Genomic DNA, 20,650 nt, shown 5'->3' with positions numbered 1-20,650 from the left:
GATATAATTGGTGATCAAGTTCAGAAGGCTGTAAACTCAAAAGCCTAAGCTCTCCGATCCCGGATCTTAGCTTCGCTGCGTCCGGGATGACCGACTCGGGCTTTCTCGGCGGTCTTACCGGGCATTTTTGGTGCCCGGCTTGGCCTTTCTCAAAGCCTGTCTCAGATGCGCGAGAAGACTGCGCTGGCATTGACCCCGCCAAAGCCGAAGCCGTTGGTCAGGACGTGGTCGACCTGCCGGCTGATGGCCTTGTCCGGTACCAATTCAAACTTGGTCATTGCTTCATCCGGATCGACCAGGTTGCGGGACGGCGGTAGCTGACCGGTTGTGAGCGCCTTTACGCAAGCAATGGCTTCAACTGCGCCCGCTGCGCCCAAAAGATGGCCGAACATCGATTTGGAGGACGACACGGCAAGATCCTTGCCGCGGCCTTCAAACACGGTGTTCAGTGAGGCGACTTCTGCGGCATCGCCAACCGGTGTCGATGTGGAATGGGCATTGACATATCCAATGTCCGAGGAGGTCAGATTGGCTGCGGCAAGAGCTTGCTGCATGGCGCGCAGTCCGCCTTCTCCATCCGGTGGTGAGGCTGTGACGTGATAGGCGTCTGCTGCGGTTCCGTAGCCTGCCAGCTCCACCAGGATGTTGGCGCCGCGGGCTTTGGCGTGCTCATAGTCCTCCAGCACCAGAATACCGGCGCCTTCTCCCATGATGAAACCATCCCGATCCTGATCGAACGGCCGGGACGCATGTTCAGGATCGTCGTTGCGCTTGGAGGACATCGCCTTGGCCGCGCAAAAACCGGCATAGGACACGCGGTCGATACAGGCTTCTGTGCCGCCTGCGATCATCACATCTGCCTCGCCGGCCCGGATGATGCGGGCTGCATCCCCAAGAGCCTGAAGACTGGCAGCGCAGGCTGTAACCGGCGCACCGATTGGTCCCTTCAAGCCATGGCGGATCGACACCTGGCCGGCCGCCAGGTTCGCCAGAAACGATGGAACGAGGAAAGGGGAGGCGCGGCGCGGGCCTTTTTCATCCACAAGGCGCGTTCCACCGGTCATGGCCGGAAATCCACCAACACCTGTTCCGATGATGATGCCCGCCCGTGTCTTTTGCAGGTCGGTTTCGGGAGCCCAGCCTGCCTGCTCAAGAGCCTCTCCGGTGGCGGCGAGGGCAAAGTGAATGAAGCGGTCTGTGCGCCGTTGTTCGCGGGCGTCCAGTGCCGCATCAACATCAAAACCGAACTCGTCTTCATCAACTGAAGGAACTTCACCGGCGATTTGACAGGCAAGATCACTGGCATCGAATTTCGTGATCCGCCGTATGCCGTTTGCGCCTTCGATTATGCGCGACCAGAATCCATCGACACCGGTTCCAATAGGGGACACGACACCCAATCCCGTTACGACCACTCGTCTCATTGTGCTCTCCTGTAGTACCAAAGGTTTGTGTAATTACACTTTTGAAGTCGGCCTGAACCAAATCCCGAGGATATTGGCAGTTGTTTCGGTTAGAGTTGTGACAGGCGTTTCATCAGCCGGACGGAAGTCAAAAAGTCTTCTTCACCAAGCAGATCCTTGACATGCTCCTGGGCATCGCGCCAAAGCGGCAGGGCATTTTCAATCAACAAGTTGCCTTGCTCTGTGATGCTGAAGGCCTTGCCCCTGGCATCGGCGGCAGGCCGTGAGATCAGAAAGCCCTTCTTTTCCAGGAGCGCCACGTTCCGAACCAGGGTCGTGCGCTCCATGGAAAGGCGTTCCGCCAGCTCTGCCGTGGTTGCGCCATCGTGCTCCCGAACGGTCACCAGCACCGAAAACTGACCCGATGTGAATCCGGCTTTCCGGGCCATCTGATCATAATAGCGGCTGACCGCGCGCGCAGCTTTGCGGGCGTTGGTCAACACGCACAGGGAAAAGTCATCGTCGGACATATATCTTTAATGTGCAATTGCACAGTTTTTGTCAAGCGCTCAAATTTCGTGATTTCGACGCCCGACGTCATCAGCGGTTTGCGAAATTGATGCAAATGGTTATCGTCGTCAGCGATGTTATTTTTAAGGAGGTTCCGATGAGCGATGCAGTTCAGTCACTTGAAGACATGAAAACCAAGATCCAGGAAAATTGGGGCTGGTTTCTGGCGTTGGGGATCGCGCTCGTTCTCGGAGGCATGATCCTGATCGCCGCTCCGCTGGCAACCTCGATTGCGGTCACCATCCTGATTGCAGCTGTTCTGTTTGTCGGTGGCCTCGTCCAGATCTATCAGGCCTTCAAGACCCAGGGCACAGCGGCATTTATCTGGAACATGATCACAGGCGTCATTGCAGTGATCGGCGGCGTTGTCATCTATGTGAACCCGCTCGCCGGGACACTTGCGCTGACGCTTGTCATTGCAGCGATTTTTGCAGCTCAGGGCATCAGCCAGATCGTCATGGCTTTCAAGCTCAAGCCGCATGATGGCTGGGTGTGGGTGTTGATTGCCGGTGTTGTGTCACTGGCGGCCGGGGTCATGATCTGGATGGATCTGCCGGGCTCGGCCGCCTGGGCGCTTGGGCTGATTGCAGGTATCTCCGTGTTGATCAATGGCTGGAGCTATATCGCCATTGCTTTGGCGGCGCGGGCCTCCAAATCCTGAAGCAACTTGCGGATATCACAGGTTAACACCTTCGCCCGGCAAAATATGTCTTGCCGGGCGAGTGCTTTGATGTAGCTTGTTGCCGATTGAAATCGCAGGCCAAGCCTGCAAGACGGCTTTGAACGATGATTGCAGTTGTTGGGCGGATGCCCGGACAGCCTCATAACAAAGCGCACTGGTGGTGGCCGCCCCCCGCCAGACCACGACGTTTGTGCGGCCGATGCCGCAGCTCTGATTTCTATACAACGTCAGTGGACAACACTCATGACATCGATCACCTTGCGCGGCGGCGACCGCGTTCTCACTGTTGCCTGGGCGGACGGCACCAGCGCCGACTTCCCCTTTCTCTGGCTCCGGGACAATTGCCCGAGCGGCTTTCACCCGCAAACTCACGAGCGGGAATTCGATCTCACCAGTATTCCGGAAACGCTTGGAATTCTCTCCGCTGAACTCGATGGCGAAGCCATCCGGATTGAATGGGACGGGGAAGAGCACCAGAGCCGGTTTGACGCTAATTGGCTGAAAGCTCACCGGCCCGGAATTGGCCTGAATGACCCGGCGAACATTCCGCCGACTTTGTGGCGCGGCGATTTCCAACCGGCCAGCCTGCCAAGGATCAGTGCCGCGGATCTGATGAACGATGATAAGGCCCTTTTGGGATTCTTGATCGAGACGAAGAAGACCGGTCTTGCCATCGTGGATGGTATGGCGGATGACCGGGAAGCTGGTATGGCTGCAGCCAAGCGGATTGGCTTTCTCAGGGAAACCAATTTCGGCGTGACGTTTGAAGTTCGGTCCATGCCGAACCCGAACAATCTTGCCTACACCTCGCACGCTTTGCCGCTGCATACCGATCTGGCAAATCAGGAGCTGCCACCAGGCTTTCAGTTTCTGCATTGCCTTGCCAACGATGCGGAAGGCGGCGGGTCCACCTTCTGCGACGGTTTTGCCATTGCCGAAGATTTGCGCCAGACCGATCCGGAGGCTTTTGAACTCTTGTCAAAAACGCCGGTCCCGTTCCGGTTTCACGACGACAGCTATGACATCCGCCGCCACCAGACAGTGATTGACCTGGATGCCTTCGGCAAACTGCAGGAGCTGCATTTCAACGCCCATTTGGCGGGAGTTTTCGATCTGCCTGCCGACACGATGGAAGCCTACTACCGGGCTTACCGGAAAATCATGCAAATGACCCGGTCAAGCGACTATGTCATCACCACGCGTCTTGAAGGCGGGGAAATGGTGATCTTCGACAATCGCCGGGTGCTTCATGGCCGCGCTGCGTTCGATCCCAACACAGGCTACCGGCATCTGCGCGGTTGCTATGTTGATCGGGGCGAGTTCGACAGCCGGATCCGCGTGTTGAGCCGGTAAGCCGACAGTTGCCGTCCCGGCCGCAGCGCCGGGACCACCTGAACAGCTGGCCCCGGATCATGTCCGGGGCCGCACCGTTGGTTCATGAGAAAATCAGTGCCTTGTCGTCTTCGGACAGGATTTTCCACTGACCTTCGTCAACACCTTCAAGGGTGAGGGCACCAATCCGGCTGCGGGCAAGGTCTGTGACATGATTGCCCGTGGCCGCAAACATGCGGCGGACCTGATGATAACGGCCCTCATGCAAGGTGAGACGTGCGTGGGTTTCGTCAAGCACGTCCAACTCGGCCGGTTTCAAAGGTTTTTGCTCGTTTTCCAGCATCATCTCGCCGGAGGCGAACAATGCGGCTTCGCTGCCGTTCATGGGCCGGTCGAGCGTGACCTCATAGACCTTTGGAACATTCGATTTCGGCGAGATCACCTGGTGTAAAAATGTGCCGTCGTCCGTGAACAGCAAGGCGCCGGATGTCTCCTTGTCCAAGCGACCGATGGTGGAAAGTACAGGTTTGCGCATCCGGAACCGGTCCGGCAGAAGATCATAGACCAGACGTCCCTGATCCTTTGTTGAGCAAACGTAGCCGAGCGGCTTGTTCATCAAAATGACGACGCCATGCGCCGGATCGAGCGGCTCATCGTCGAAGAGAATGTCTTCGTGATCCGTCTTCGCGTCGGCCTTCAGCTGGTTGCCCTTCCGGTCGGTCACCCAGCCATGGCGGATCGCCTGCTGCATTTCTTTCCGGCTGCCGTAGCCAAGGTTGGCGAGAAGCTTGACCAGTCTCATCTTACTTGCCTCCCTTGCCCTTTGTTGCCTTGATCACCTTGTAGCCGCCGGCATCGGCAAGCATTTCGACGCGGTCGAACACGTCGCCGAGCGTACGCTCGTAAGGCAGGTGCCGATTGGCCACCAGATAAAAGACTCCACCGGAGCGCAGACCCTGCGCAGCTGCCCGGATAAAGCCTTGACCGACATCCGCACGGTCAGCCTTGCCCGACTGATGGAAAGGGGGATTGGACACCAGAAAATCGTACGGCCCCTCAATGCCTTTTGTGACATCGGACCAGATTCCTGTCATCGCCTTCTTGCCCTTGAAAGGCGCAAGGTTTTGTTCCGCCAGATCCAAAGCGCGTTTCTCCGCCTCATAAAGATCGAGGGCGGCGACCTTTGGCGCCTTTTCCAGAACCTGTCGGGAGAGGTAACCAAAGCCCGCCCCGAGATCTGCGCCCCGGCCGCTCAAACTGTCGGGGAGGTTCTCGGCCAAAAGCCTGGACGCCGGATCGATGCGGTCCCAGGCAAAGACTCCCGGTCGGCTGATGTAAGCACCATCGAGAACAGGCCGCGGGGCATCCAGACCCGACCAATCTGTCATCAGCGCAGTGTCGAAGCTGCTCGCATCAACAGGGGCCCAGACAACACGGCACTTGTTCTTCGAGAGCTTGTCAGCACTGCCGAAAAGTGCCGAAAAGTCCTGCTCCAACGTTTTCGCGCCTTCCGTATTGGGCGCGCAAGTGATGACGGTGCCACCGGGCTTCGTCTTGGTGGCCGCCCGTGCGAGCAGGGCGCGTGCCTCCTGCCGCTGGCGTCCGGGCAAGACCAGCACAGCATCAAAGCTGTCTTCACCCGTTTCCGCGTCTACCTTGAACCCGGCTTTTTGAAGGGCATCACGATCCGGTGCAAAGCTTTGCTCACACACGACCTCATGTGGCTCCAGATCCTTCAGCGGGCGTCCTGCTCGGGCGCGGAGCACAAGGATCCGGGCGCGGTCCGGCAGGTCCACGTCCCCGGACGTGATTGGCAGCACCAGTGTTTCAAGAGCAGGATCGGACATAAGCGGCCTTTGCGAAGAATATCATAGCGCGCTCATACTCTCCGATAGCGGCTCCGTCAAAAGGCTGCGTCGTTTTTGAAGGGTTTTCCGTCGACCAGAAGGCGCAGCGGCAATGACCGGCCATCTTCAGTCACGGCCACCACCAGATTGACGCGCTCCGTATCCAGGTCCTCGATGATGAGGCCGTCGCCTTCGGGCAAGAAGAACGCATCTATGCCGTAGTCGATGCGAATGTCGCTGCCGCCGACGGACTGGACGGTCCCGGCCATGGCGGCAGTACCGGAAGGATCAGCTTCCTTGCCAACAGCGGTAGCACGCATAAGGCCGTCGGTTCCGGGCTCCAGACGGACATAGACCCGATCGCCCTCTTTGACCTCGCCTGCGCCGGGCAAATCAACGGACACACGGGCGATGGCCAAGTTGATGATCACATAATCGCCGCGCAGAAGGTCTCGCGGATCAACCGGGACCAGCGCCAGGGTCACCTCCTTACCACTCATCTGAACATCGAGACGGTCGATCAGAGGAAGAGAAATGAGGGTCAGCTGCACAAGCGCGATCAAGCCCCATTTCAAAAACGGAGACAGTTTGCGTGAGCGGGTGGTTGGCTGTTGCTCGAGTGCTTCGGTGGTCATGACGAAGCCTCCGCTTTGTTTGCCGGTCCGGACTTGCGTTTAAACAAACGGGCCAGCCAAAGCGCCATGCCAAGAAGGACAAGGCCGGCAATCAGGAAGAAGACCGACTGTCCCAAAAGGGAGCCGATGGTGACTTGAAGCAGCCACAGTCCGACGCCAGTCAACGCAAGATAGGCACAGAGCATCCAGAAGCGGTTGTTGAACCAGGTGCCAAGGGTGCAAAGACCGATCAAGGAAGCGAGGGCGAGGGCCGACACCAACAATACGTTTTCGACAACCAAGGGCGCCAGACAGGTCAGCAAGGCCAGCCCGACGGCGGCGAAAAGGGCAAGGGCCTTTTCCGTCTTGAACGACATCACAAGGCCAATGACACACAGCGCAACCGCTGACAGCAGGGGCAGTGCGACCGGCAGCGAGAAGACCCGCATCAGCGGAACACCGTCATCAAACTCCTGAACTGCAATCAGGCTGACGAACACAAGTGCGCACAGCATCATGAAGCCGATGTCCTGAAGGGCGCGCAGCATAAGCCAGTGCGCATGCGTCTTGACCGGTTTGTAGCTCGACCATTTCACATAAAGATCGCCGATCGGGCCAAGTTGGATCATGGTCGCGAACAGGCCGCCAAACCCTGCAAGGATCATGGCGCCAACAGCATCATCTCCACCCGGCATCCGGTCGGCCACTTCTCCAAACCAGCGTCCGTAAGTAACGAGCAAGACAGCAATCGCTGCAAACCGGCTGAGCCGGGCGGGGTGGAAGAAGGGATGCAGGAAAATCGCGGCTAGAAACACGATGCTGATCACGGCGTCCGCCCCGCCTGCGTGCTCTGTAAACACCCTCGACGACTGCCAGGTAACGGCAGCAATTGCAGCCACCGTCAGGGATGTGACGGATCCGGACAGCCAGGCAGCTGCAAGGGCGCCCATGCAAACCAGGAACGCGCCCCCGGACCAATCGGCGGGCATATGAAAAATCTGTCCGACCAGCGCCATGCCGCCGACAAACACCAAGGTGGCAAAGCCGGTCGCCAAATCCGAAAGACCTTTCTTGCCGGCCCGGGAGGCGAGGGCTGCCAAAAGGTGCGCGCCAAGGATCAAGGCGGCAATGCCGGCCAGCTTGATGGATTTCGGGATTGCACCCCAATTCGCGGCAATAAAGGCAAACAACGCCAAAGCAACGCAGACGACACCAATGCCGGCTAGGACCATGGGCAGTCTGGAGCGTCCGTCGTCCTGATCCTGGTCTTCCAGAATGGCTGCTGCGCCTTCCGGGGTCAGCCAGCCTTTGCCGACCCATGTCTCCAGATCGTCCCGCAGCCGTTTCTTGTAGGCCCAATCGAACATTGCCACTCCGCAAAATTGCCGTGTCACTTGTCTTTATCTCAGCCGGCCCGCTCCTGCCAGCCTTGCGTCATGCACCCGGATATCCGCGGGTCTTGACCGCTTGGTCTAATTATGGCGCGGATATTCTGAGCAGCTCACCACACCGCTTTGGATCTGTTTCGGCTTATCTTGAGGTCAAATGAAGGCTGGCAGCCAATGGAAAGTCTGCAAACTCAGTCACTTGTTGCCCTGGAAACCCGCAGCAAAACTATTGGGCACGCCCTGCGTAGATGATGAGCAGTCGAAAGTACTGCTTGATTTTTGAGCATATTGATTTCAACGTCATCGAAACCTTCTTCAAATGCAGGGGAAAAATATGCGTCTTCTCACAGGGGTGGCCCTCGCTCTGGCCCTAACATCTTCCACGGCTCTTGCAGCGACGGACATCAAGTTCACGCTTGATTGGAAATTCGAAGGACCGGCAGCGCCGTTCTTCATCGCGCTCGACAAAGGGTACTTCGCCGACGAAGATCTGAACGTGACGATCGACACCGGAGCGGGCTCCCGCGAGTCGATTCCGCGTGTTGCGACCGGCACGTACGATATGGGTTTTGGCGACATCAACGCCCTGATCAAGGTGCTGGACGATCAGCCGGATCTTAAGGTGAAGGCCGTCATGATGGCCTATGAAACGCCGCCTTTCGCTGTGATTGGCCGCAAAAGCCAGGGTGTCACGGAAGATCCGAAGTCCCTGGAGGGCAAAACCCTTGGCGCCCCGCCGCCGGATGCAGCCTTTGGTCAGTGGCCGGCCTTTGTGGATGTCACGGGCATCGACACCTCCGGCATCACAATTGAAAGCGTCGGTTTCCCGGTGCGTGAGCCGATGCTGGCGCAAGGCCAGGTCGATGCGATCTTCGGGTTCTCCTTCTCCTCAGTCATCAACCTGAAAGCCCAAGGGGTTCCGGAAGATGATATCTCCCTGATCCTGATGGGCGAGAATGGTCTGGGTCTTTATGGCAATGTGGTGATCACCAATACGGACTTCGCTGAAGAAAACCCGGAGGCCGTGAAAGGCTTCCTGAAAGCCCTGACCAAAGGCTATCTGGATGCAATTGCCGATCCGGCGGCTGCGATCCCTTACGTCATGAAGCGCAACGAAATTCTCGATGAAGCCGTTGAGATCGAGCGTCTGACCATGGCTGTGGAAGGTTCCATCGCAACACCGGCCGTCAAGGAAAACGGCTTTGGCGGTGTCGATATGGATAAGCTTACGAAATCCATGGAATACCTCCAGGGCTCGATGGGTGTCAGCGCGACGCCTCCGGCACCGGAGCGCGTTTTTGATGCGAGCTATCTGCCCCCCAAAGAAGAGCGCATGCTGAAGTAAGTTTGCCGCTCCACGATGCTATGGCCGCAGCCGACCCGGCTGCGGTCTCCTTCCTTTTCTAGCGGATCATTCAGTGACCGGATTTGTAGATTTAAGAGATGTCCGCCTGACCTATGGCGGCGCAGCAGATGGGACGCTTGCCCTTGATGGGCTCACGATGAGCGTCAAAAAAGGCGAATTCGCCGCAGTCGTCGGCCCATCCGGGTGCGGGAAGTCGACCTTGATGAAACTGGCCACCGGCCTGATCGCGCCGCAGAACGGCACCATCGAAGTTGCCGGGCACGAAGTGGACGGTCCGGTGTCCGTTGCCGGCATGGCTTTTCAGAACCCGTCCATGCTTCCTTGGCGCTCCACACTTGCAAACGTCATGCTGCCCCTTGAGATCGTGCAGCCGCACAGATCCAAGTTTCGTTCCGAAAAGCAGGCCTACACGGCCAAGGCGGAAGCTCTGTTGGATTTGGTCGGCCTGTCAGGCTTTGGCGACAAGTATCCCTGGCAATTGTCTGGCGGCATGCAGCAACGCGCCAATTTGTGCCGGGCACTAATTCATGACCCGGCCCTATTGATGCTGGACGAGCCCTTTGGCGCGCTCGACGCCTTTACGCGTGAAGAGCTTTGGCAGGTCATGCGCGATCTGCACGCGGAGAAAGGTTTCACGACCATTCTTGTCACTCACGACCTCCGCGAGGCGGTGTTCCTTGCAGACAAGGTCTTTGTCATGAGCGCCCGCCCGGGCACGATCATCCGTGAGCGGGAAGTGCCCTTTGACCGTCCGCGTCCGATTGAGCTGACCTATGAGAGCGCCTTTAATGACATTGTTCACGAACTGCGCGATCTGATCGCCGATGCGAGGGCCGCTGCATGACTGACTCTCGTTGGATTACCGCTGCGCCCTGGCTTTGGGCAATTGGCCTGTTTGTTCTCTGGGAAGGGTCTGTCCAGGCTCTCGATATCCCCGTGATCATTCTACCGGCGCCCTCAGATATCTGGGTGGCAACAGTCAAGTACTGGTCGCCGATCTGGAAGAACTCGGTTCAGACGCTCTATACGACCGTTGTCGGCTTCATCATGGCCGTTGTGGGCGGCATGGCGCTCGGCCTTGCGATCGGCTGGAGCCGGTCGATTTACGCGGGCCTTTACCCGATCATGATCGGTTTCAACTCGATCCCGAAGGTCGCCGTTGTTCCGATCCTCGTGATCTGGTTCGGCATCGGCACCATCCCGGCCGTCCTGACTGCGTTTTTGATCGCTTTCTTTCCAATCGTTGTGAATGTGGCAACGGGCCTGGCAACCATTGAGCCGGAGATGGAGGATGTGTTGCGGGCGTTGGGGGCCAAGAAGCACGACATCATGCTGAAGGTCGGCATTCCGCGGGCGATGCCGTATTTGTTCGGCTCCATGAAAGTGGCGATCACGTTGGCCTTCGTCGGATCAGTGATTTCTGAATCCATCGCAGCCAACTCGGGCCTTGGCTACATGATGCAGCTGGCTCAGTCCCAGTTTAACGTTCCACTCGTATGGGCAGGGCTTGTCGCTCTCGCTGTTCTGGGTATTATTATGTACGCACTAATGGCATGGCTGGAAATGCGAATGACGGGATGGGCACATCGCGGCAACCGCTCTTAAGCCGGCCAAATTGAAATACAGAGATCAGAGCCAAACCGAACCATAATCCAGGGGGGCTCTGAAGGGGCGTCCGAGAGGCCCGGGCGCCCCTTTTTCATGGGCACAAGGTCGGCTGAGCTCGCGACGTTCCACACTCGGCCAATCCATCCCGTGACCGTGCCCAAATCGCGTCTCATCGAGTGGACAGGAGGCGGAGTGGATCCCCGCTCTGGGGAGGGTATTACTTTGGGATGAGGGAGACGCTTTCCCGGACGCAGCAAAGCGGAGATCCGGGATCCACGCGTTTGCGATGGCCGGGAAGTTTCGCTGTAAGCATTGGTCCGCTGGTGGGAGCGTAGGTCCCGGCTCAGGACTGGGACGGCGACGGCTGTTCTCCGCGCCACACACCACCGCTCAGCCCTCGTTGAGCATCTCCAGCTCGAGCCACTGTTCTTCCATTTCATCTTTTTTGGTCGAAAGATCAGTGATTTGTGCGGATAACTTGGCAAATTTGTCCGGGTTCTTCGCGTAAAGCTCCGGGTCGTTCATGTCGCTTTGAAGTTTCTCAAGCTGCGCTTCAATTTTCTCGATGTCTTCCGGCAAAGATTTAAGCAGATGCTGCTGGGTGAAGCTGAGTTTCGATTTCTTCTTCGGCTTTTCCTCTGAAGGTGCCGACCCTTGGGCCTTTTCCTCTGAAGGTGCCGACCCTTGGGCCTTTTCCTTCCTGGACGGCGCTGACTTTTCCACTTTGCGTGCGCTGACGCCTGCGCCGCGTTGAGCGAGCATGTCGGTGTAGCCGCCCGCATACTCCCGCCACACCCCGTTGCCCTCAAAGACAATGACCGATGTCGCCACCCGGTCGAGGAAATCACGGTCGTGGCTGACGATCAGTGCTGTGCCCTTGTAGTCGGCAAGCAGCTCTTGCAGAAGATCGAGTGTTTCCAGATCAAGATCGTTGGTCGGCTCGTCGAGCACCATCATGTTGGACGTCGATGCCAGCGCCCGCGCAAGTAGGGCGCGCGCCCGCTCCCCGCCTGACAGCACCCCAACCGGTGTCCGGGCCTGTTCGGGCGAAAACAGGAAGTCCTTCATGTAGGACATCACGTGTTTGGTCTCGTCCCCGATGACCACCGTATCGCCGCGTCCGCCGGTCAGGACGGAGGACAGGCTGTCCTGCGGGTTGAGGTTTTCCCGCTTCTGGTCGAGCGTCACCATCTCAAGATTGGTGCCAAGGCGCACCGAGCCGGTGTCTGGGGTCAGCTCGCCCGTCAGCATCTTCAAAAGCGTTGTCTTGCCCGCGCCATTCGGGCCGACGAGGCCGATACGGTCGCCGCGCTGGATGCGGGACGAGAAGTCCTTGACGATCGACCGGTCGCCATAGGTTTTCGAAATGCCCTTGGCCTCGATCACCAGTTTGCCGGAGGTTTCGCCTTCGGCGGCAGAGAGTTTGGCGGTGCCCTGCGGGCCGCGATGCTCCCGTTTTTGCTTGCGCAGATCAGCCAGCTCGCGCACCCGGCGCATGTTTCGCTTGCGCCGCGCGGTGACCCCATAGGTCATCCAGTGTTCTTCCCGCTTGATCTTCTGCGCGAGCTTCTGCTGGTCGACCTCTTCCTGTTCAAAGACCTCATCGCGCCAGGCTTCAAAATGCGCAAAGCCCTTGTCGAGGCGGCGCGAGATGCCCCGGTCGATCCAGACCGTTGCACGCGAAAGGTTTTCCAGGAAGCGGCGATCGTGGGAGATCAGAACGATGGCGGACTTCAGGCTTCTCAGCTCTTCTTCCAGCCACTCGATGGCCGGGAGATCGAGGTGGTTGGTCGGCTCATCGAGAAGGAGAATATCCGGTTCAGGCGCGAGCGTGCGCGCAAGGGCCGCTCTGCGCGCTTCGCCGCCGGAGAGCGCTTTCGGATCTTCCTGTCCAGTAAGCCCCAGAACCTCTAGCAGATAAGCACCGCGGTACGGATCATCGCCATCCGTCAGTCCTTCGTTCACGTAGCCCAGCGTGGAGGCATAGGCAGACAGGTCCGGTTCTTGCGGCAGGTAACGGATTGTGCGGCCCGGCTGAAAAAACCGTTCGCCGGTATCCATTTCCACCATGCCCGCGGCGATCTTCAACAGGGTCGATTTGCCCGAGCCATTGCGCCCCACAAGGCACAGCCGTTCCCCTTCTGCCACGGAGAGTTCGGCGCCGGTCAGAAGCGGGGTGCCGCCGAAGGTCAGTTGAACGTCGCGAAGGGTCAAAAGCGGTGGAGGGGCCATGTGTGTCCGGTCTGGGAATTGAGGGTCTGGCGCCGGGTTTTACGGGCGCTGGGAGCGGCTTGCAAGCTCAGCCGGAAACGGCTTTGAAAGAATTGATCGTCAGGCGGACGATTTTGGCCATGAAAGCATGTATAGTGATCACTGAAGGCAGGGGCAAAGCAACCGGGCAAACGTGGAGGCGTCAACGGTGACTGGTCGCAGCTTGAATGAAATAACTGATCTGATGCGCCGGCGGTCGCGTGCAGCAATGAGACTTGCAGCTGCTTCAGTGTTCGGCCTTGCAGTGATTGTAGCCGGAGTGCTGGTAAGCGGAACGGAAACTGCGAAAGCAGATTCCATCTACATCGGCAGCGGCGGAATCGGCTTTTCCTTCGGAACTGGCGGGTATCGTGGCGGTGCCTATTACGGCGGTCGCGGCTACTATGGCGGCCGCGGGTATTATGGCGGCGGTTACTATAGACCGCACCGGCCGCATCGGCCCTATTACCGTCCGCACTATTACCGGCCGTATCCATATCGGTCCCGGGTCCGGGTAAATCCGCCCCTTTACATTGCACCGCCGCCGGTCGTGGTCTACCCGGGCGCTCCGCAGCGGGTCCCGTACACCAAGACCGGGCTCGCGCCGTTTACGCCGGAGTATTACGCGTATTGTGCCCGTAAATTTAAGTCCTTTAACCCAAATACCGGCACGTATCTGGCTTACAGCGGCAAACATCGATTCTGCCGATGAGCCCCGTTTGTTTGTGTGTGGATCCAAACTGATCGCACCGGCGCGCTGACCGCGCGTCGGTTTTCTTTGCTGTAAATTGCAGAGTGTATTTGGAGGCAAGGCCTTCGGGATCAAGAGGTATTCCCTGCGTCAATCAGCAGGTAAAGTTTTCGAAATTTCGAATTAATTTTGAATTACTTAGTAGTAATTACAGTGCGATAAATACAGCGAGCCAGATTAAGCTGTTTTTCATAGCTATCGATTTGGATGGTGTCCTAATTGGCCTCCAGACACTGGGAAAATCGATGAAAAAAACAGCCCTCTTTTCTGTCCTCCTGACAATGGCTCTGCAACCGGCAACGTCATGGGCGGACGAGATCACCGTAATGGCGGGCAACTTGCCACCCATGTTTCTTGACGGTGGCGGCGGCCGCGAGGCGGAGCTGATTACTGCGGCCCTTGAGAAATGCGGTCACACGGTCAAATTCGACATTCAGCCGTTCACACGCCACTGGGAAAGCTTCAAGAGCGGGCAGGGCGATGCCGTCGCGACCGTTCCGATGGGCATGCCGATCGATGGCACCGCGACCGGTGTCTATATCCACTATCAAAACGGTGTCTCGTTTCTGACGGACAGTGGTGCCAGCTACGACGGTTTGCCGGATCTTTCCGGCAAGAAGGTTATCGGCTTCAAAGGCGCTGAAAGCATTATTCCGGGCCTTGCCGACCACACCGGATCATTTGCGGACTACAGGGAAGTGACCGATCAGATTACTCAGAGCCGGTCGCTGTTCGGCGGGCGTGTCGACGCAATCATCGGCGACGGCATGCTGTTTGCGGAGTACAATCAGCAGCTTCGCGGCCAAAGCGATCTGCGTTTCGATCCCAATCAGTCTGTTTCCTTCAAGGCCGTGTTTGACTCCAGCCCGTACACCATGGCGTTCCGGGATGCGAAGGTTGCGGCCGACTTTGACCGGTGTTTCAAGGAAATTGAAGCTGACGGCACCGTGAAGGCGATCAACACAAAATGGGTCGACAAGTACCGCGACAGCCTCGGTTCCTCCTATCTCGGTTACTGATACTCAGAAGACTTGCTGACCAAGCCCGGCCGGCTCCGGACCGGACGTTTCGAACAGTGTACGCACATGTTCGGGCGTTCTGTTTGGGCCGGCCGGTTTTGTTTGTGACGCCAAGAAGGTGTAGCATCGCTTCTCCAAGCAGCGCCGCAATACCGCAAAAGCAACTATAGATTGTAATTTGACATCACTTGCAGAGCGCGGTTTCTTTGGTTGCGCTCGACAGTATCGGAAAAATTTTCCCTTTTAGATCTATATTTGGGAAGAATATCGCCTTTTTAGATTCTTGGTGGAAACATATTCAGGCAGCGCTTGAATGCACGTTATGGGCGTGGAATGTATATCGCCATCGTTTCTTAAATTGACAATAATCCTGAGGGGAGAACGATATGATCAAGTCCTTGCGCGTCACCGCGCTCGCTGCTGCGCTGATGGCGGCAACATCGCTCACGGCCATGGCGGAAGTGGTTTATCACCGCGGAAACACGGGCGATCCGGAAACACTGGACCAGCATAAGACATCGACTGTTTATGAAGGTCACATCCTTCGTGACCTCTATGAAGGCCTCGTCGCTTACAACGCAAGAGGGGAGATTGTCCCAGGTGTTGCCGAAAGCTGGACAGCCTCGGAAGATGGCACCGTTTACACCTTCACGCTCCGCGAAAACGCCAAGTGGTCGAATGGCGACCCGGTGGTTGCCGGCGATTTCGTTTATTCGCTGCGCCGGATCATGAACCCGGAGACTGGGGCGAAATACGCCAACATCCTTTATCCGATCCGGAACGCCGAAGCCGTCAATTCGGGCGACAAGGCAGTTGACGAATTGGCCGTCAAAGCGATTGACGACCGTACCTTGGAGATCGCGCTGGAAGCGCCGACCCCGTATTTCATTGACTTGCTGGCACACCAAACCGGCCTGCCGGTTCACCCGGCCACCGTTGAGGCCCATGGCACGGATTTCGTGAAGCCGGAAAACATCGTTTCCAACGGTGCTTACATTCTGGCCGAGTTCACGCCAAATGCGCAGCTCAAGGCCACCAAGAACGCTAATTTTCATGATGCGGACAATGTCCAGATCGATACGGTCATATATTATCCGACCGAAGATCGCGGCGCTGCCCTGCGCCGGTTCCAGGCTGGCGAGCTGCACACAAACAATGATGCCCCGACCGAACAAGTCGACTTCATGAAGGAGGAGCTGGGGCCTCAGTTCCGCGTCGCATCGTATCTCGGTAACTACTACTACGCGCTCAACCATGAGGACGAAGCGCTGTCCAATCCGGATGTCCGCCGGGCCCTGTCCATGGCGATTGACCGGGAGTTCCTTGCCGAGGAAATCTGGGGCAGCGTCATGGTTCCAGCCTATTCCTTCGTTCCGCCGGGCATCGGAAACTATGGTGAGCCAGCTTACGCCGAATTCAAGGAGATGTCCTTGATCGACCGCGAGGACAAGGCGATCGAGCTGCTGGCAGGCGCCGGGTTCTCTCCGGACAATCCGCTGCAGTTGGAGATCCGCTACAACACCTCGGAAAACCACAAGAACACGGCCGTTGCGATCGCTGACATGTGGAAGCCGCTGGGTGTTGAGGTGTCCATGCTGAACACCGATATCGCGACACATTACGCACACCTTCGGGATGGTGGCGACTTTGATGTCGCGCGTGCCGGTTGGATCGGCGATTACTCGGATCCGCAGAACTTCCTTTTCCTCGTTGAATCTGAAAACAACGGCTTCAACTACGCGCGTTATAACAATCCGGAATATGATGCGCTGATGGATGAGGCCGCAAAGACCGTGGATCTGGAAAAGCGTGCCCAAATCCTTCAGCAGGCCGAAGCTCTCTTCATGCGCGACCTGCCGTTTATTCCGATCATGTACTACGGGTCGATGAACCTTGTATCTGACAAAGTGTCCGGATACGAAGACAATCTTCAGGATGTTCACCCCACTCGCTGGATGAGCATTGCCCAATAACGGTAACGTTCGAAATTGGCAGCGGCGGATTTTCCGCTGCTGCCGGTTTTGCAAGATGGCGGCCTGAATGGCTTTGGGTCCTGACCCTAAGATCATCGTGGAATGAGAAGGGCAAGCTGATGACCCGCTACGTGTTCGGTCGATTGCTGGGCGCAATCCCGACGATTTTTCTGATTGTAACGATCTCTTTCTTTTTGATCCGGATCGCGCCGGGCGGGCCGTTCGACCTCGAACGCCCGCTTGAAGCCAAGGTGATGGAAAATCTGAACAAGATTTATCACTTGGACGAGCCGCTCTGGACACAGTATCTGCTCTATCTGAAATCCATTTCGCAGCTCGATTTTGGGCCGAGCTTTTACTTTCGCGACTTCACTATCAATGAACTCTTTGCCGCCAGTTTGCCGATCTCGATCCAACTCGGTTTGAGCGCTCTTGCCCTGGCGCTGGTGGTCGGTGGTCTGATGGGTGTTGTAGCTGCGCTCCGGCAAAATGGTCCGGCGGATTACTCTGTCATGGCCGCTGCGACCCTGGGTGTGACCATACCAAACTTTGTCGTGGCTCCAGTGCTGACGCTCTTGCTAGGTGTCTGGCTTGGCTGGCTGCCCGTAGGGGGATGGGGCGATGGGGCCTTCGTCAACAAGATCCTGCCTGTGGTGACACTTGCACTGCCGCAGATTGCCGTGATTGCCCGATTGACCCGCGGATCCATGATCGAGGCCTTGCGCTCCAACCACGTTCGAACCGCTCGGGCCTATGGTTTGACAAACTATCTGGTGATCGTGGTCCACACCTTGCGCGGCGCGATTTTGCCGGTGGTGTCTTATATGGGGCCGGCCGCGGCTGCCCTGTTGACCGGATCCGTGGTGGTGGAAACCATCTTCGGCATTCCCGGCATTGGCCGCTATTTCGTGCAAGGCGCGCTGAACCGCGACTACACGTTGGTTATGGGTACCGTGGTCGTCGTGGCGTGTTTTGTCATCATCTTCAACCTGGTCGTGGATCTGCTTTATGCGCTGCTTGATCCGCGCGTGCGCTACGACTGAGGATATCACACATGTCTGTTACGACACCCGATACCGTCGACGTTCCGCAACGCGGGCGCTCGCTCTGGGATGATGCCCGCGACCGGCTTCTGGCGAACAAGGCGGCTGTTGCCAGCATGATTGTTCTGGCCACCATCGCTTTGTTGTCGGCCTTTGGCCCGATCCTGTCGCCGCATGACTATGACACGGTTTACAGGGACTATGTGAAGGTGCCGGCAAGCCTCGGCGCCTATCCGAAACCGGATCAGGTTGAGCCTGCGTTTGAAGCCCTTGTGAAACGGGCCCGTTTAAAGCTTGAAAGTTATGAGCGGGTTGGTGATCAGGTGGTTGCGCAAGTGACCTCCCGCCGGGCCATCGATCCACGATCAACGCGGTATATCGATCGAAGCGACCTGTTCAAAGACGCCGCATTGAGCGACCTAGCAGATGATGACAAACGCGCGACGCTGACTGCGGACATCAACTACCTGCATTTCTACTTTGGCACCGATGCGAATGGCCGGGACTTGATGACCCGGACGTTTATTGCCGGCCGTGTTTCCTTGACCATCGGTCTGCTGGCGACCGTCGTTGCCATTACCATCGGTGTTCTTTACGGGGCGACGTCCGGATATCTTGGCGGACGGGCCGACCAGCTGATGATGCGGGTGGTCGACATCCTGTATTCGCTCCCCTTCATCTTCTTCGTGATCATGCTGGTGGTGTTCTTCGGCCGGAATTTCATTTTGATGTTTATCGCCGTTGGGGCGGTCGAATGGCTGGACATGGCCAGGATCGTGCGCGGTCAGACGTTGACCATAAAGCGTCAGGAATACGTGCAGGCAGCCGAGGCCATGGGCGTTGGCGACGGCGGCATCGTTCGCCGGCACATCATCCCGAATACGCTTGGCCCGGTGGTTGTCTACATGACCCTGCTCGTGCCGAAGGTAATCCTTCTTGAGAGCTTCCTGTCGTTCCTCGGTCTTGGCATCCAGGAGCCGATGACGAGCTGGGGCGTTCTGATTTCCGAAGGCGCCCGCAATTTGCAAGGGTCGGCCTGGATGCTGGTCTTCCCATCCGTCTTCCTGACATCGACACTGTTCGCGCTGAACTTTATCGGCGACGGACTGCGCGATGCGTTGGATCCCAAGGACCGATAGGAGGAAGACCCATGCAAGACCCAAAACGCCCGGTCCTGGCGATCAAGGATCTCAAGGTCGACTTCGAGACCGCCGCCGGAACCGTCAATGCCGTGCGCGGCGTCGATATCGACGTGAAGGCGGGTGAGACCGTCGCCATTGTGGGTGAAAGCGGCTCCGGCAAAAGCCAGACACTGATGGCAGCGATGGGGCTGCTCGCCTCCAATGGCCGCACACAAGGCGAAGTCCTGTACGAGGATGCCAACATCCTGGGGCTGCCAGCGCGCCAATTGAACAAGGTGCGCGGCAAGAAGATCACCATGATCTTCCAGGAGCCCATGACCTCGCTGGATCCGCTCTACACCATTGGCCGTCAGCTTGCCGAGCCGATGGTGGTGCATGGCGGCCTCAGCTGGAAACAGGCGAAGGCGAAAGCCCTGGAGCTGTTGAAGCTCGTCAACATCCCGGAGCCGGAACGCAAGATCAAGGCGTATCCATACGAGATGTCCGGAGGCCAGCGTCAGCGGGTGATGATCGCCATGGCGCTCGCCAATGATCCCGATGTCCTGATCGCAGATGAGCCGACAACGGCACTCGATGTGACCACCCAGGCGCAGATCCTGGATCTTCTGGCGGATCTGCAAAAACGTCTCGGCATGGCGGTGATCTTCATCACCCACGATCTCGGGATTGTCCGTCGGATTGCCGACCGGGTTTATGTGATGAAGACCGGCGAGGTGGTGGAAAGCGGTGGGACCGCCCGGATCTTCACCCAACCGGAACACCCCTACACCAGGATGCTGCTGGACGCCGAACCGACGGGTCATAAGCCACCTGTGCCCGACCACACACCAGTGCTTCTGGAAGCGCAGAAAGTGGATGTGGAGTTTGTTCTGGAGGCAGGGCTGTTTGGTCCGGCCCATATCCTGAGGGCTGTCGACAATATCAGCTTTTCCCTGCGCCGGGGTCAGACGCTGGGCATTGTTGGCGAAAGTGGATCCGGCAAATCCACGCTAGGTCGCGCCATTTTGAACTTGTTGCCGGCCGGTGGGCGGGTTGTCTTTCAAGGGGAGGTGGTCTCGGGCAAGGACAGGGCCGCCATGCGTGCTTTGCGCAAGGACATGCAGCTGATCTTTCAGGATCCCTTTGGGTCCTTGAGCCCGCGCATGACCGTCGGACAGATCATCTCCGAAGGCCTTTTGGTGCATGAGCCTTCCTTAAGTGCCCGGGACAGGGATCAAAGAGCCTGCCAGGCGCTGGAGGAAGTGTCGCTCGATCCTGTGATGCGCAACCGCTATCCGCACGAGTTTTCCGGCGGTCAGCGTCAGCGCATTGCAATTGCGCGGACAATGGTTCTCAAACCGCAGCTTGTTGTTCTGGACGAGCCGACATCCGCGCTCGACCGGACCATTCAAAAACAGGTGGTTGAGTTGTTGCGTGGCCTGCAGAAGGCATACGACTTGACCTATCTCTTTATCAGTCACGACCTTGCCGTGGTGCGGGCGTTGTCGGACACCGTGATGGTGATGCAGCGGGGCAAGGTGGTCGAGGCGGGGGGCGTTGAGGACATCTTCCAGGCACCACAAAACGCCTATACCAAGGAACTCATTGGCGCGGCCATGCTCACCCAGAAGCAGATGATGGAAACAGCCTGATGCTGTCGTCCGGTCATCAAAGCGATCACCG

18 protein-coding genes are annotated in these 20,650 nt (G+C 57.8%); 11 read left to right on the top strand and 7 right to left on the bottom strand.

From position 1 onward, the window contains the following. Positions 1 to 161: 161 nt before the first annotated feature. Together fabF and ACQY4Z_RS05145 are read right to left on the bottom strand one after the other, a co-directional pair. Positions 162 to 1,424: a beta-ketoacyl-ACP synthase II gene (fabF, locus tag ACQY4Z_RS05150; protein ID WP_428527274.1), complete on the bottom strand. Its 1,263-nt coding sequence runs from the start codon at positions 1,422 to 1,424 to the stop codon at positions 162 to 164. Between the two features lie 89 nt (positions 1,425 to 1,513). Next, positions 1,514 to 1,933 (bottom strand): MarR family winged helix-turn-helix transcriptional regulator, encoded by a 420-nt coding sequence (locus ACQY4Z_RS05145; protein ID WP_008196952.1) that lies wholly within the window; start codon positions 1,931 to 1,933, stop codon positions 1,514 to 1,516. Between the two features lie 137 nt (positions 1,934 to 2,070). On the opposite strand from ACQY4Z_RS05145, the gene ACQY4Z_RS05140 reads away from it, so the two are divergent. Both ACQY4Z_RS05140 and ACQY4Z_RS05135 read left to right on the top strand, forming a co-directional pair. Further along, positions 2,071 to 2,634: an HdeD family acid-resistance protein gene (locus tag ACQY4Z_RS05140; protein WP_306146428.1), complete on the top strand. Its 564-nt coding sequence runs from the start codon at positions 2,071 to 2,073 to the stop codon at positions 2,632 to 2,634. Between the two features lie 264 nt (positions 2,635 to 2,898). Then, a complete protein-coding gene (locus ACQY4Z_RS05135; protein ID WP_428527271.1) occupies positions 2,899 to 4,008 on the top strand; it encodes a TauD/TfdA family dioxygenase in 1,110 nt (369 codons plus the stop codon). Between the two features lie 82 nt (positions 4,009 to 4,090). On the opposite strand, the gene ACQY4Z_RS05130 is transcribed toward ACQY4Z_RS05135, so the two are convergent. The 4 genes from ACQY4Z_RS05130 to ACQY4Z_RS05115 are packed head-to-tail and all read right to left on the bottom strand — an operon-like array spanning position 4,091 to position 7,815. After that, positions 4,091 to 4,789: a pseudouridine synthase gene (locus tag ACQY4Z_RS05130; RefSeq protein WP_428527269.1), complete on the bottom strand. Its 699-nt coding sequence runs from the start codon at positions 4,787 to 4,789 to the stop codon at positions 4,091 to 4,093. A 1-nt stretch (position 4,790) separates the two neighbouring features. Further along, entirely contained in the window at positions 4,791 to 5,834 is a 1,044-nt protein-coding gene (locus ACQY4Z_RS05125) for a class I SAM-dependent methyltransferase (protein ID WP_428527267.1), read from the bottom strand. Positions 5,835 to 5,890: 56 nt separating this feature from the next. Further along, positions 5,891 to 6,469: a GDYXXLXY domain-containing protein gene (locus ACQY4Z_RS05120; protein ID WP_428527265.1), complete on the bottom strand. Its 579-nt coding sequence runs from the start codon at positions 6,467 to 6,469 to the stop codon at positions 5,891 to 5,893. Further along, positions 6,466 to 7,815, bottom strand: coding sequence for a DUF2157 domain-containing protein (locus tag ACQY4Z_RS05115; protein WP_428527263.1), 1,350 nt, complete (start codon positions 7,813 to 7,815; stop codon positions 6,466 to 6,468). Before ACQY4Z_RS05115 ends, ACQY4Z_RS05120 begins: the two co-directional genes overlap by 4 nt. Before the next feature lie 355 nt (positions 7,816 to 8,170). On the opposite strand from ACQY4Z_RS05115, the gene ACQY4Z_RS05110 reads away from it, so the two are divergent. The 3 genes from ACQY4Z_RS05110 to ACQY4Z_RS05100 all read left to right on the top strand — a co-directional run bounded on the left by ACQY4Z_RS05110 (position 8,171) and on the right by ACQY4Z_RS05100 (position 10,807). Next, positions 8,171 to 9,181 (top strand): ABC transporter substrate-binding protein, encoded by a 1,011-nt coding sequence (locus ACQY4Z_RS05110; protein ID WP_166672866.1) that lies wholly within the window; start codon positions 8,171 to 8,173, stop codon positions 9,179 to 9,181. Between the two features lie 73 nt (positions 9,182 to 9,254). Beyond that, the gene (locus ACQY4Z_RS05105; RefSeq protein WP_209177254.1) at positions 9,255 to 10,046 is read left to right on the top strand and encodes an ABC transporter ATP-binding protein; all 792 of its coding nucleotides are present in this window, start codon (positions 9,255 to 9,257) and stop codon (positions 10,044 to 10,046) included. Then, positions 10,043 to 10,807: an ABC transporter permease gene (locus tag ACQY4Z_RS05100; RefSeq protein WP_428527260.1), complete on the top strand. Its 765-nt coding sequence runs from the start codon at positions 10,043 to 10,045 to the stop codon at positions 10,805 to 10,807. The genes ACQY4Z_RS05105 and ACQY4Z_RS05100 overlap by 4 nt, the downstream gene beginning before the upstream one ends. Before the next feature lie 393 nt (positions 10,808 to 11,200). On the opposite strand, the gene ACQY4Z_RS05095 is transcribed toward ACQY4Z_RS05100, so the two are convergent. After that, positions 11,201 to 13,042: an ABC-F family ATP-binding cassette domain-containing protein gene (locus ACQY4Z_RS05095; RefSeq protein ID WP_428527258.1), complete on the bottom strand. Its 1,842-nt coding sequence runs from the start codon at positions 13,040 to 13,042 to the stop codon at positions 11,201 to 11,203. A 247-nt stretch (positions 13,043 to 13,289) separates the two neighbouring features. Here ACQY4Z_RS05095 and ACQY4Z_RS05090 point away from each other — a divergent pair, with 247 nt between their 5' ends. From ACQY4Z_RS05090 to ACQY4Z_RS05065, 6 genes are all read left to right on the top strand, one after another. Further along, positions 13,290 to 13,772, top strand: coding sequence for a BA14K family protein (locus tag ACQY4Z_RS05090; protein WP_428527256.1), 483 nt, complete (start codon positions 13,290 to 13,292; stop codon positions 13,770 to 13,772). A gap of 284 nt (positions 13,773 to 14,056) precedes the next feature. Next, a complete protein-coding gene (locus ACQY4Z_RS05085) occupies positions 14,057 to 14,830 on the top strand; it encodes a substrate-binding periplasmic protein (protein WP_428527254.1) in 774 nt (257 codons plus the stop codon). A 386-nt stretch (positions 14,831 to 15,216) separates the two neighbouring features. After that, a complete protein-coding gene (locus ACQY4Z_RS05080; protein WP_428527252.1) occupies positions 15,217 to 16,803 on the top strand; it encodes a peptide ABC transporter substrate-binding protein in 1,587 nt (528 codons plus the stop codon). 119 nt (positions 16,804 to 16,922) lie between these two features. Further along, positions 16,923 to 17,846: an oligopeptide ABC transporter permease OppB gene (gene oppB / locus ACQY4Z_RS05075; RefSeq protein ID WP_040451699.1), complete on the top strand. Its 924-nt coding sequence runs from the start codon at positions 16,923 to 16,925 to the stop codon at positions 17,844 to 17,846. 11 nt (positions 17,847 to 17,857) lie between these two features. Continuing rightward, a complete protein-coding gene (locus ACQY4Z_RS05070) occupies positions 17,858 to 18,985 on the top strand; it encodes an ABC transporter permease subunit (protein WP_428527250.1) in 1,128 nt (375 codons plus the stop codon). A gap of 11 nt (positions 18,986 to 18,996) precedes the next feature. Further along, positions 18,997 to 20,619, top strand: coding sequence for an ABC transporter ATP-binding protein (locus ACQY4Z_RS05065; protein ID WP_428527248.1), 1,623 nt, complete (start codon positions 18,997 to 18,999; stop codon positions 20,617 to 20,619). Positions 20,620 to 20,650: the final 31 nt, after the last annotated feature.

The organism is Roseibium sp. (genome assembly GCF_965276855.1).
GTDB lineage: Bacteria > Pseudomonadota > Alphaproteobacteria > Rhizobiales > Stappiaceae > Roseibium.
The sequence above is the reverse complement of the archived record's forward strand: the minus strand, read 5'-3'. Positions and strand labels throughout refer to the sequence as shown.